Source organism: Microvirga sp. GCM10011540 (genome assembly GCF_042650665.1).
Taxonomy (GTDB): Bacteria; Pseudomonadota; Alphaproteobacteria; order Rhizobiales; family Beijerinckiaceae; genus Microvirga; species Microvirga lenta.
On the sequence record NZ_JBHSBQ010000031.1, the window covers coordinates 1 to 10,915 of the forward strand.

13 protein-coding genes are annotated in these 10,915 nt (G+C 60.5%); 3 read left to right on the forward strand and 10 right to left on the reverse strand.

Annotation, left to right across the window (positions count from 1 at the left end):
* Nucleotides 1-231 (forward strand): hypothetical protein (locus tag ACFOYU_RS11175; RefSeq protein ID WP_377033592.1); only part of this gene is annotated, 231 nt, incomplete at its 5' end.
* 283 nt (nucleotides 232-514) lie between these two features.
* Nucleotides 515-697 (forward strand): hypothetical protein, encoded by a 183-nt coding sequence (locus ACFOYU_RS11180; protein WP_377033593.1) that lies wholly within the window; start codon nucleotides 515-517, stop codon nucleotides 695-697.
* Nucleotides 698-715: 18 nt separating this feature from the next.
* On the opposite strand, the gene ACFOYU_RS11185 is transcribed toward ACFOYU_RS11180, so the two are convergent.
* Nucleotides 716-943 carry a hypothetical protein gene (locus tag ACFOYU_RS11185; protein ID WP_377033594.1) on the reverse strand — a complete coding sequence of 76 codons (228 nt, stop codon included), beginning with the start codon at nucleotides 941-943 and terminating at the stop codon, nucleotides 716-718.
* Nucleotides 944-1,660: 717 nt separating this feature from the next.
* Between ACFOYU_RS11185 and ACFOYU_RS11190 the strand changes: the two genes are divergently transcribed.
* The gene (locus ACFOYU_RS11190; protein WP_377033595.1) at nucleotides 1,661-3,316 is read left to right on the forward strand and encodes a calcium-binding protein; all 1,656 of its coding nucleotides are present in this window, start codon (nucleotides 1,661-1,663) and stop codon (nucleotides 3,314-3,316) included.
* Nucleotides 3,317-3,414: 98 nt separating this feature from the next.
* Here ACFOYU_RS11190 and ACFOYU_RS11195 read toward each other — a convergent pair whose 3' ends face one another.
* The 9 genes from ACFOYU_RS11195 to ACFOYU_RS11235 all read right to left on the reverse strand — a co-directional run bounded on the left by ACFOYU_RS11195 (nucleotide 3,415) and on the right by ACFOYU_RS11235 (nucleotide 10,912).
* Nucleotides 3,415-3,693, reverse strand: coding sequence for a hypothetical protein (locus ACFOYU_RS11195; RefSeq protein WP_377033596.1), 279 nt, complete (start codon nucleotides 3,691-3,693; stop codon nucleotides 3,415-3,417).
* Nucleotides 3,694-3,865: 172 nt separating this feature from the next.
* The gene (locus ACFOYU_RS11200) at nucleotides 3,866-4,762 is read right to left on the reverse strand and encodes a hypothetical protein (protein WP_377033597.1); all 897 of its coding nucleotides are present in this window, start codon (nucleotides 4,760-4,762) and stop codon (nucleotides 3,866-3,868) included.
* 98 nt (nucleotides 4,763-4,860) lie between these two features.
* Entirely contained in the window at nucleotides 4,861-5,217 is a 357-nt protein-coding gene (locus ACFOYU_RS11205) for a hypothetical protein (protein ID WP_377033598.1), read from the reverse strand.
* Nucleotides 5,217-5,576: a hypothetical protein gene (locus ACFOYU_RS11210; protein ID WP_377033599.1), complete on the reverse strand. Its 360-nt coding sequence runs from the start codon at nucleotides 5,574-5,576 to the stop codon at nucleotides 5,217-5,219. Before ACFOYU_RS11210 ends, ACFOYU_RS11205 begins: the two co-directional genes overlap by 1 nt.
* Nucleotides 5,573-6,298 (reverse strand): hypothetical protein, encoded by a 726-nt coding sequence (locus ACFOYU_RS11215; protein ID WP_377033600.1) that lies wholly within the window; start codon nucleotides 6,296-6,298, stop codon nucleotides 5,573-5,575. Before ACFOYU_RS11215 ends, ACFOYU_RS11210 begins: the two co-directional genes overlap by 4 nt.
* Before the next feature lie 484 nt (nucleotides 6,299-6,782).
* Entirely contained in the window at nucleotides 6,783-7,292 is a 510-nt protein-coding gene (locus tag ACFOYU_RS11220) for a hypothetical protein (RefSeq protein WP_377033601.1), read from the reverse strand.
* A gap of 83 nt (nucleotides 7,293-7,375) precedes the next feature.
* Nucleotides 7,376-8,044, reverse strand: coding sequence for a hypothetical protein (locus tag ACFOYU_RS11225; protein WP_377033602.1), 669 nt, complete (start codon nucleotides 8,042-8,044; stop codon nucleotides 7,376-7,378).
* 2 nt (nucleotides 8,045-8,046) lie between these two features.
* Entirely contained in the window at nucleotides 8,047-9,588 is a 1,542-nt protein-coding gene (locus ACFOYU_RS11230) for a hypothetical protein (RefSeq protein WP_377033603.1), read from the reverse strand.
* A gap of 25 nt (nucleotides 9,589-9,613) precedes the next feature.
* Nucleotides 9,614-10,912 (reverse strand): hypothetical protein, encoded by a 1,299-nt coding sequence (locus tag ACFOYU_RS11235; protein WP_377033604.1) that lies wholly within the window; start codon nucleotides 10,910-10,912, stop codon nucleotides 9,614-9,616.
* Nucleotides 10,913-10,915 lie beyond the last annotated feature (3 nt).

Here is a 10,915-nt window from a genome sequence, read left to right on the forward strand (position 1 = left end):
CTTCAGCCAGTACGCGTTGCTACAGGTTCCGATGAAGAGGGTCTGCTTGTCTTCGACGGGGAGCGGCGGCTGGTGGCGGTGCTGACCCATCTCTCGGACGAGAACGAGGTGGCTCCAGGGCACTGGTTCCTGGAAGCGGGCTTTGGCCGGATTGATGGGGTCGATCACCCGATATTCGCTGATCTCGACGCAGTGCAGGACTGGATTATCCGGCGGTCAGCCAGACGCTGATGATGAGAGGAGACAGCGGGAGATAAAAACCCCTGCGAGCAACAGGTCCGAGGAGCGATGTCAACTGTCAAGGCAAGCCTGCCAGACGCTGCTTTTTGACAGGCATCTATCGGGATCAGCTGGCCCGTGCTCTTTCTGAATGGCTTGAAGAACTTCTCCTTCGGCATGAGACGTATAATGCATAAAACTCAGTACGCTTTCGAACCGAATCCCTGCGCCCCCTATATCGAACTCTCGTATTGGCATGCACCCTTCCAGAGGTCATATCAGGGAGGGTTAAATAATGAACGAAACAGTTGGCGTTGTAGCGATCTGCATTGGCGTTGTGATGTTTCTTCTAGCACGCCCCCGCAAAGGCGAAGATGTTCGTCCCTTCGTAGATAATGCCTTTGTGTTCGCCGTTTATCCTGCCGCTATACTACTCTTTCTGGCCCTGGGGGCGATGCTTATTCTCGCTGGCGCGTGAGAAAATCGCTCCTTCGTGCTAGCTCTGCATCTTGATATGAAAGTGCGTCCGGTCGCCGGTGATCATCTCGGCCATGTCATCGATCCTGCTGATGATGTCGTTGGCCACGAGCTTGTCTGGCGTTCCATGTGGGATCCGGGACATGCATAGCGTCCGCCTTGCCTCACCGAGCTTTTTCAGGATTTCCGGGCCTTCGATCTTGCGGAAGGCCTCAATCGGCAGTTGCTTGGCAGGACGACGATTCATGCAATGCTCTCCTAGAATGAGAACATATTGAGAACAAACAGCCGGGGCGAGTCAAGAAGCCGTCGCGGAATTTTATTGGCGAGCCAATGCAAAAAGCGACTCCCTCAGCGCCCTAGCGACAGTTGCTTCACGCTGCGAGATCAGAGCGAAAACATCGCACCAAGGGGAGCTGAGGTTGCGACTGATATCAAGCCCTATCGGTAGCTGGGGTAAGGTGTAGCGTCACGCCATAGAGATTTCCGCGACAGCCGCAGGTCATTTTTAGGCACTCGAACAGCTCATTTTCCTAAGAATTTAAGCTAAAAAAAAAGCTGGACAAAACTGCGACCAAATGGTGATAGTTCTCCCGCGTCGTCCTGAGGCGCCTGAGCTCACAGTCGAAAGACAATAGTTCAGCGCGGCCGTCGGCGGGTTTCAGACTTAGCCATCCGTTCCTGCCGGCGGCTGCCCCTCTTTATAGTTTATGTTTACTTAATTTAGCTGATTAAGAACACAAATTCGCGAATCGATTCTGGCAGACAATGCCTAAAGCATCAATTCAGCTACAAGTTCCCCAAAAAAAACACATTTAATGGTTCCAGGCACGCTTGCCACAGAGCAAGACAATATGCATAAGTTCTCCGCAGCCGACTTGGATCTGCTGGTCACAAGCCGCCTACAGGTCGGATTGTCTTCATTTACAGAACTGGCAGAAAGCTAGTTTAGGAGAATGCCTGGATGGCTACTTACGTTTTCGACGGCACGCAGAACGTGTCCATCGAGTTTGATCCCGCCGTGGATACGCTCGTCCTCAACGTTGATCTCGCCAACATCGCGAACGTTGCCGACACGGCTGCGGGCGTGCAGCTGACCACCACGACCGGCGCGGTTCTCACCCTGTTCGACCTCGACATCGGTGACCTCGAGTTCGCCAACGTCGTTGGTAACGGCTATGTGGCCGTGTTCGCGAACGCCGCTGGCGATACCATCGCCGTTGCGGGCTCCGACGCTCTCGTTGTAGGCGCAGAGGGCGGCGACACTATCGACGTGACCGGCGACAATGAGTTCGTCGTGTTCGCGCACGAGGGTGACGACCTCATCACCGGCGATGCCGAGGGTGCTCGCATCTATGCTGGCCAGGGCAACGATACGGTCACCGGCTTCGATGCTGGTTCGCTCATCGCTGGTGGCCTCGGCGCTGACCTCATCGACGCTGCTGCGGCGGTCGAGGGTGGCGTGACCGTCTACGGCGGCAACGGCCAGTCCGATCTGCTCGACGGAGATGACGCGGTTCGCGGCACCACCTTTGCTGACTCCATCTACGGCAACGCCGGCGATGACTACCTCCAGGGCAACAGCGGCGAAGACATCGTCCATGGCGGCGCCGGCAACGACTTCGTTCTCGGCGGCGAGGGCGCGACCCTCTACGGCGGCGCTGGCGACGATTACATCAACGGCGACTTCGACGCTCCGGCCGTTGGCGCTGACGGCGTTGTGATCTACGGCGGCAACGGCATTGCGGCTGCTGAAGACGGCGATGACGACATCTTCGGCTCGGCTGGCGATGACACCATCTACGGCAACGGCGGCAACGATGCCATCGATGCTTCTCAGGGTGGTGCGGATCTGATCCACGCCGGCGCTGGCGACGACGTGATCATCGACTTCGCTGCCGGCTCCCTGGTGATGGGCGGCCGTGGCGAGGATGTGATCCGTGCGACGTTCGACCCTGCTGGTGACGGCGTGACCATCTATGGTGGTAACGAGGCCGCTGACATCTCGGACAACAACGACTCGATCCTCGGCAGCGGTGGCGACGACACCATCTTCGGCAACGGCGGTGATGACACCATCCTCGCTGAAGCCGGCAGCGTGGTGTTCGGCGGCCAGGGCAATGACGTGCTCGCGGCTGGCGTGGGTAATGTCGTTCTGACCGGCGGCATTGGCAACGACACCTTCGTGGTCCGCACGGGCGCCACAGGTGATGATGCGAGCGCCACGAACTACGTGACGGCGACGGACTTCTCGGATGGCGAGGACCTGCTGGACTTCGGTGGAGACGTCACTGGCGTCGCCTCGGTTGGTCAGCCTGCTTCCACCACCGAGACCGGCATCATCAATGCCCTCGGCGCGGTGGCGACCGGCAGCATTGCGGCGGTCCTGGAGATCGAGTCCGGCGACAATGCCGGCACCTGGGTTGGTGTCGAGGACGCGGATGGCGATCTGCAGGTGATTAAGCTCGAGAACTTCACGGGCACGATCACCACGGCTGACTTCGTGGCCGGAGCTGATGCATTCGATGCGGCTGCGTTCGTTGCCGACATCAATGCTGCGGCCACTGCTGCCTTCGATCTCACGCTCCCGGCCGACCCGTTCGCGGTTGTCGTCCCGTAATCGGATACGACTGCTTCAAGAAAGGGCGGCTTCGGCCGCCCTTTTTCGTTGTAGAAATGAAAAACCCTCCCAAGCCGAAGCTAGGAGGGTGCTAGTGTTTATCGGTGCTGGTCATGAGGGTGTCTGCCGGTTTCTTCCTGGCGCTCGTACCGGTGCTTCAGCAAATGACCGATCTCGGAGATTTCCCTGCATAGGGCCGTGATCTCGTCGAGCAGACGGTCGCTGCGCCTTTTCCTGCTGTCGTCGTCCCGCTCCTCTCTCATGATGGCGACAGCCTTCCTGACTGCCTCGGCAAGCGCATCGATTGCGGTTGCCATCTGGATCCCAGCATCCTTGCCGGTGAACGCCGCAACGGCCCCGAGAGGCGCCGACTGCACCGACTTATCGACCTCCCGGGCTTGTTGCCGCTCAGCAGCCCGGCACATGAAGATCGCGCCGATTATCGGGAGGAGAAAGCCGCCAGGGACAGCAACAAAGCCGCCCTGGCGCTCTGATCGAACGTCTCAACTTTGATAGTAGCAAGATTGCGAGTTAGTCTCAGCTCTCAACTCAGGCGATCATCCACTCATTTGATACCGCACCAAAGCTGACGAACGAGAATGCACCTCCCTGGTCCATTTCCCAGTATCCTACCTCTCCTGTGCCCGAGTCCCGCCACAGAACATCCTCTGCTCCGTCGCCCGTGTAATCGCCCGTCCCTTGAATTTCCCAGGAGAGATCCACGAACCCGAGGCTTCCTGCCGATGCAACGAAGCCACCTTCAAGATCCCAGATATAAACCTCACCAGTATCGAGGTTCCGCCAGAGGAAGTCTGATGACCCGTCAGCAGAAAAATCTCCAGTCGAAGCAACCTGCCAGCTGTTCGAAACCAATCCGAGGCTTACGTAATCCGGACCGTTGGTCCAGTACCCGATCTCGCCCGTCTGGCTGTTTCGCCACAGAATGTCATCCGTGCCATTGCCTGTGAAATCATCGGTTGTAATGATGTTCCAGCTTAACTCGACGAACCCCTGTGATCCAGCAGCGGCAACGTAGCCGCTCTCCATGTCCCACGTATAGACCTCACCGGTATTGAGGTTCCGCCAGAGGACATCGTCCTCGCCGTCCCCAGTGAAGTCAAAGCTGCCGCTGTTGGATGCAACCTGCCAGTCCAAGCTCACAGACCCGAGGCCCACGTAGGCCACTGCGTCTCCATTGATGACATCCCAGTAACCAACTTCGCCAGTACTAAAATTTCTCCAGAGAACATCGTCAGATCCGCCGCCGAAATCACCATTCACATAATTTCCCGTGTCGACGATCTTCCAGGAGTTGTCTACAAAGCCGAAGCTATTCCAGCTCGGATAAATGCCTGCACTGATGTCCCAGTAACCGACTTCGCCAGTGAAGGCATCACGCCAGAGGATGTCGCTGGTTCCGTCGAAAGTGAAGTCCTGCCTAGCCATAAGTCTCTCCAGAATATTGCCTGGCTCAGGGTCTAAGAGCCCAGACCGACAAGGTTAAGTGGCCCGGATGAGACTGATTCCAAGAGGCTGCTGAACACCTACTCCTTCCGCTGCTTGATGACCTCACGTAGAAGACCATCGAAACGGTCACCGAGGCGGTCAATCGCACCCGTCAATCGGTCCTCTACCTCCCGCAGCACCTCTCTTGAGACAAGCCGCTCGGCCTGCGTCTCCCGGTAGGCGGTCAAGGCTGCTTGCAGGAGCGCCACCTTCTCATGTGCCGCATTGGCGGAAGCCAGCGCTTCCCTCGCCTCGCGGCAAGCGGCCTCGGCTTCAGCCTTCATCTTCTGGTCGAACCAGTCGCGGATCTTGAACACCGAAATGACGAAGCCTCCAATGAACAGGAGGCCCCCAAGGGTCAGGGCAGTATCTTGGAGGGTAGCGGCTCCTCCCATTAGGATGCTCCCAGGGGCTTACGGGCCTTCCATCGGCCATAGAGTGCCTGTACGCCGCCCCAGATGGCGAGTGCGGGCGTGCCGTACTGCTCCCAGGAGAGCGGCGTGCCCATGACGATATGGGTGCCGATGGTGGCGATGCCGCCCATGATGGCGAAGATGGAACCCCAGGTGACGTTCGAGCGATACCACGGCTCGTTGTTGGTCAGGTGTTTGATGACCGGTGCGACTGCCTTCGCCACCTCCTGACGCACGGCCGGAGCCTCGGCTGCAGTGACGGTCGTCTGAGGCGAAGCGATCAGGCGATCGAGCACCTTGTCGGCGATCGAACTGATGATGGGAATGAAAAGCGGGTTCATCCGAAGATCCTTTTCAGCAGGGAGACAAGGGCAGCAAAAAGCCCGCCTGATGTGGCGGGCTGGGGAGCAGGCGCAGGGGCCCGGGTGACGGGCTTTGGCGGCGGGTCAGGCTCGGCCACCTGGGCTGCCGTCAGGGCAGCATAGAACTTGTGGTAATAGCCGGCGATCTCAGAAGCCTTGTCGAGCCCGTTGACGATCCTGCGGGCGTTGTACGGGTCGGACAGGCCAAGCCGAAAGTAGTCGGAGAGCTTCTTGCCGGTCCAGATACCCTCAAGGTGGCCGATGATCGTCACCTCGGCGTCGATCCGGTTATCGAGGAGGAGATCGGGCTGCGTCACGAAGGGGTGCCCGAACCGCTCCTGCAACTTTCGATAGTTCCGCTCCCAGGTGTTCTGAACCCTACCCCGGCCATAGTACGAGACACCATTGACCGGCAGGGCATAGTTCACGCTGATCCTGCCTTTGGCGTAGAGGCTGGCCACTGCCCTTTGTGCCGCGGCATCGGTAGAGGCAAACCCCTCCCGCACCGGGACCATCTTGCGGCCGGTCTCGTGGAAGACCGTTGCGAGGATGTAGGCCAAGTAGCGCAGGTCGCCGGCCGGCTGTACCCGCCCCCAAGTATCGAGAAGGGTCTCGACCCCCCTCACCTGCTCATTCGTGAGACCGCCGCCAAACAGCGCGTCCCGCACGGCGTCGAAGAACGCCTTTCGGTTCATTGTCATGATGTCCTCGCGAAGGGGAGTAAAGGTGCCGCACCTGGGCAGCGTTGACTGGTCAGGTCAGGAACTTAGGCTGATAGCGCCATGTCGGAGGGACGAGATGGCACGCGCCCCAGCCAGCAGCTGACCTTCCTATCGGCTGGGGCGCACCTTGGATGCAGGGCAGACAAAGAGCTGCCCCAGACTATTGATCAGCTGGAACACCGCCATAACTCACAGGTGCGGGCTTTTTCCTGAAGCTCCGTACGCGCCCTGGTCGATGGCTCTTTCCTTTGGCGGTTCGACCAGGGCGCACCTGCTTCCTGACTCCATCAAAGGCTACGGAATCTTCACACACGCACGCTACGGCTCACGTGCGATGTTCGTCATCCGGCATCGTATGCGCCCTGGCCGAAGGCCCCCAAAACCTTTCCCGGCCAGGGCGCTTTTCACGGGCATAGAAAAACCGCCTCGAGGGCGGTGCGGACGGCTTGGATAGTCAGGCGGTCTATAGCTGGTAGCAGAAGCGCCAGAAGGCGTCCGTCTCGTCCGAGGTCCATCCCAGCATCTGCGCCACCAGCAGCGAGATTGGATTGTTGCGCTCATAGGTCGTGGCGCCTTCGATGATGATGTAGACATCCTCGATGTCCATCTCAGGCGGCAGCAGCGACTGGAATGTCGGATCGTCGATGATGGTCTTGAGAGCCGGCGGTATATCACCTGTGCGAACGAAGGCGCGGGCCTCCTCCATCGGAATGATGTTGTACTTGGCGAGGCCGTGAGCGAACTGCCGGTCGCTGATGACTTCCGGCACCGGCTCGGGCGCAGGCGGCGGCGCATCCTCGAGTGTCCACACCCGGCGCGGACTGCCGTTGTCGTCGATGATCTCGCTGCTGGTTGCAATCTTGCCATCAGGAATCGGATCGACCGAGATGCCCTTAATCTTCAGCTTCGCGGCGAGATCCTCGGCCGGCCACAATTGAACTGTGAGCCAAGGATAGCCAATGCTGTCGACCATGAACGAACGGCCCCTCGGCAATTCGCGCCAGGAACCGTTCTCTTTGATTGCTACGCCGTTTCCGATGTCCATTGTGCGCTCCTTTATGCGGGCTCGAGGGCGACCAACACGCCTGTGATTACGTCAACCAGTGAGGTGTTAGCCTGGATTGCCGAAGTACCCGTATCTCCCGGCTCCTCCATTAGCCTCTCGGCTAAGTAGGCATCCCAGTTATTCGGTCCGCTATAGACGGGAGTTACGTTGCTTGACCAAAAAGCTGAGATTGATCTGTCGGTCGTGCTGTTTTCTCGGAGAGTTCCGATAGCGAGAACCCGGGTATTTGGAACCGTTGTTGTGATTGCGGGAATAGTAAGAGGGCCGTAGCCATTAGCCCCCGCACGAGTGCCGAATATCGGAGGCTTAGCTCCCCGATACGCGATAATAACCGCAGCCTCGTAGGTGCCTGATGTTGAGTTTTGGAATGCCCAGGTCGCGGGCTCATTGTTTCCGGCCAGTTTATAGGCGATCCAGTAAGCCCCGTTCTCGATTACCGTCCAGCCATCCGTCGGCACTGAACTAAAACTGCCGGAACTTGTGAACGCATAAGCAATCAGGAGGTCTCCCGATTGTATATTAGCGGGTTTATCCACTGTGGTTGTAGCACTACCGAGAGTGCTTCCGCTCCAAGCAGAGGACGCGCTAACAAAGACGGGCGGGTCTTTAATCAGCCCACCGGCTTTGCCCATCATTATGGGGTTAAGAAACAGGGTCATGATTACACCGCCGCCTTGAAGACGCATTCAGCTGAGGCACCGCCCGCACGAACCCGATAATGGATCGTGTCCACTTTGCCGGCGGTCGTGGAGAGTGTCGGCACACCGTCAGCGCCGAAGTCCCAGAAGGTGTTGAAGGCTGTCGTGAAGGCCCCGCCGCTAGTGACCTCAATCGTGCCGCTCTGACCTTCGCGCACGCCGGTCGGCGCGTTGAAGGTGGTGTTGGCGGTGATCGTGCATTTCCCGTTGATGAACGACGACAGATCGACCGCGGCCGGGTTGATCGTGACATAGAGGAAGGCATCACGAAGGGCTTTGGAGGTCAGGAACTTTGCATCGTCTGTGCCGGTGCGGAAATCAGTCCCAGCAGCTTTGGCCGGGACCATGTCCACAGTAGCAAGCTGGCGAGTCGCGCCGCCATACTGCACGAACACGCCGGTCGAGAGCGTCCACAGGTCACCGTTCACAGGCGCGGTCGGCGCTGCACCAGGCGGTAGATTGAAGCCTGCCCCGCCCGCAGCCGAGGCGGCTGTCGTGAACTTGCCCGTGCTGGTCGGATTTGCCACAGGCAGCGCCCCGATATTGGCCGGGGTCAAACTGCGGTCCGCAATGGCCGTGATCCGGCCCTTGGCATCAATCGTGAAGTTCGGGATAGCCGCGCCGCTCGCGCCATAGCTGCCCGCCGTCGCGCCGCTGTTCGGCAGGCGCGCCGAGGCCAGCGTGCCCGTGTCGAGGTCACCAGCATTGCCGGATGTCGCCACCGCATGAAGGGCAGGACCGGCGCCGATCAGGTTACCCGTCTCGTCGGCAAAGACCGCCATGCGGCCCGCGATGATCGTGCCCGTCGGATTGACGTTGCCGCCGCCCTCACCTGCCGGTCCCTGCGGAATGCCGAAGATGATCGCCAGCGGGCTCTCGACCGTGCCAAGCCCCGTCCAGTCCACAGTTGCCGAGGCCCCAGGCGCAAGGGTCGTGGCCGTGATCGAGCCGATCGTCGGAGCAGGACCGACCGGCCCCTCAGTGCCAGGATCGCCGGGAGGACCTTCCAGCCCCTGCGGCCCCCGAAGCACGAGCACCATCCAATTCGCGGTATGGGTCGCCGGATCGTTGGCGGTGTTGTTGTCCGAGCGCGAGACGTAGCTCGAGCCGTCAATCGTGACGACATCGCCGGTGTCATAGGTCGCCGCCGCCGAATACTCGCCGCGCGGGCGCAGGCCCTTCGCCTGCGGCCCCGGAGTGCCCTCCGTCACCGTCGCGAAGGCACGCAGCGCGCCCGCTGGGTCGCAGGTCATGATGATCCGGTCGCCGGATTCCATTGCCAGCGGCGCGGGGAACTTTACCGGCGTGTTGCCGGGGACCGACACATCCTGCGCCAGGCCGATCTCGGCGCCGGTGTTCTGGCTGTAGAAGCGCAGCGTGTACTTCGCAGCCGTCGAGGTGACGTTGCTGATCGTGATGACCACCGCCGCCTCAGTGCCGGCTGGGCAGGAATAGATGATGGTGTCGGAGAGGCCGAGCGAGACAGGACGCGATTTGAAGGCCATGAGATGAGCTCCCGAGGGTCAGGCGTTAGGATGCGAAGATGATGGCCATGGCGATCGGGTCGGGGATCGCGGCGATCTTTGCTTCGAGGTCCGGATGGGTGTGGCTGGCGGCTTGGATGTCGCCGAAGGAGACCAGGGTCGCCCAGGTCGGATCTCCGACTAGGCGCCACTGGATGGTGCCGCTGGTCATGTCGCCGCGGAACTCGGCCAGCCGTCCCGGCTCACCCTGCGGTCCCACCTGCCCCTGGTCGCCGCGAGGGATCGACAGGTTCAGCACCTGGTTGGGAGCCGTGCCGGTCAGGGTCGCCGTGACGGCCGACCCGGCTGCGCCGGTGGTAACAGTGCCGATGGTGAGGGTGTTGGCCGGGCCTGGGTCGCCCTGGATGCCCTGTTGGCCTTGCGGTCCCTGCTCACCGCGCGGGATGACGAAGTGGATAGTCTGGTTCGGGGCGGCGCCGGTGATTGTGATCTGAGGCACGGATCCGGGCTCACTCGCCTCGACGGTGCCGACAGTCAGCGCATTGGCCGGTCCAATCTCACCCTGGATACCCTGGATGCCCTGCTCGCCTTGCGGCAAAACCAGATCCAGCACCAGATCCGGCGATGTGCCGGTGATGGTTGCGGATGCAGTCTCGCCATGGGTCACCGACCCGATAGCCAGTGAGACGGGTGGCCCCTGCGGGCCTTCCGGACCCTCTGGCCCTTCGGGGCCGAGCGGTAAGGTCAAGTTCAGGATGAGGTTCGGTGCGGTGCCGGTGATCGTCGCCACAGGCGTAGGACCGGACGTTACAGAGCCGATGGCGATGTTGGTTGCGGGACCGGGAGCGCCGGTCGGCCCGGGTCCACCGGGAGGTCCGGCGGGACCGGTGAACGAGGTGCCCTGCGACCAGTCGCCCGGAGAGGCCGAGTTCTTCACGTAGATCAGGAACGGATTGCTGTCCGTCCGCATGAAGATGAAGTTCTTGCTCGCGGTGTCGAAGTTGGAGCGCTCGGCCAGCGTGCCCGAAGCATCCGGCTTGAAGCCGATGCCGGCCTCGATCTTCTGGATGATCGAGGTCAGCTGCTCGTTGACCGTGACATTGGACAGCCAGCGATTGCCGACATGGACAATGCCGTAGTCGCTCGACTGCACCGCATCCGGTCCTTCCCACGGATGCAGGAGCCGCAGCTCCGTGTTGCTGACGATCTCGCTGATGATGCCGATGTACCCGGCATGAGCGAAGATGTCGCCATCAGCGGCCTGGGACCGGAAGATCGTGAGAGTGCCGAAGACGCGAACGTCACCGGCCGTCACAGAGACGGCGCCTGCAGAATACACGGACATGGT

Bases quoted from the DNA above. Each gene is read 5' to 3' on its own strand.
- ACFOYU_RS11215 (WP_377033600.1), bottom strand. From the start codon at position 6,298: ATGACAATGAACCGAAAGGCGTTCTTCGACGCCGTGCGGGACGCGCTG.
- ACFOYU_RS11200 (WP_377033597.1), bottom strand. From the start codon at position 4,762: ATGGCTAGGCAGGACTTCACTTTCGACGGAACCAGCGACATCCTCTGG.
- ACFOYU_RS11230 (WP_377033603.1), bottom strand. From the start codon at position 9,588: ATGGCCTTCAAATCGCGTCCTGTCTCGCTCGGCCTCTCCGACACCATC.
- ACFOYU_RS11225 (WP_377033602.1), bottom strand. From the start codon at position 8,044: ATGACCCTGTTTCTTAACCCCATAATGATGGGCAAAGCCGGTGGGCTG.
- ACFOYU_RS11220 (WP_377033601.1), bottom strand. From the start codon at position 7,292: ATGGTCGACAGCATTGGCTATCCTTGGCTCACAGTTCAATTGTGGCCG.
- ACFOYU_RS11210 (WP_377033599.1), bottom strand. From the start codon at position 5,576: ATGAACCCGCTTTTCATTCCCATCATCAGTTCGATCGCCGACAAGGTG.
- ACFOYU_RS11185 (WP_377033594.1), bottom strand. From the start codon at position 943: ATGAATCGTCGTCCTGCCAAGCAACTGCCGATTGAGGCCTTCCGCAAG.
- ACFOYU_RS11190 (WP_377033595.1), top strand. From the start codon at position 1,661: ATGGCTACTTACGTTTTCGACGGCACGCAGAACGTGTCCATCGAGTTT.
- ACFOYU_RS11180 (WP_377033593.1), top strand. From the start codon at position 515: ATGAACGAAACAGTTGGCGTTGTAGCGATCTGCATTGGCGTTGTGATG.
- ACFOYU_RS11235 (WP_377033604.1), bottom strand. From the start codon at position 10,912: ATGTCCGTGTATTCTGCAGGCGCCGTCTCTGTGACGGCCGGTGACGTT.
- ACFOYU_RS11205 (WP_377033598.1), bottom strand. From the start codon at position 5,217: ATGGGAGGAGCCGCTACCCTCCAAGATACTGCCCTGACCCTTGGGGGC.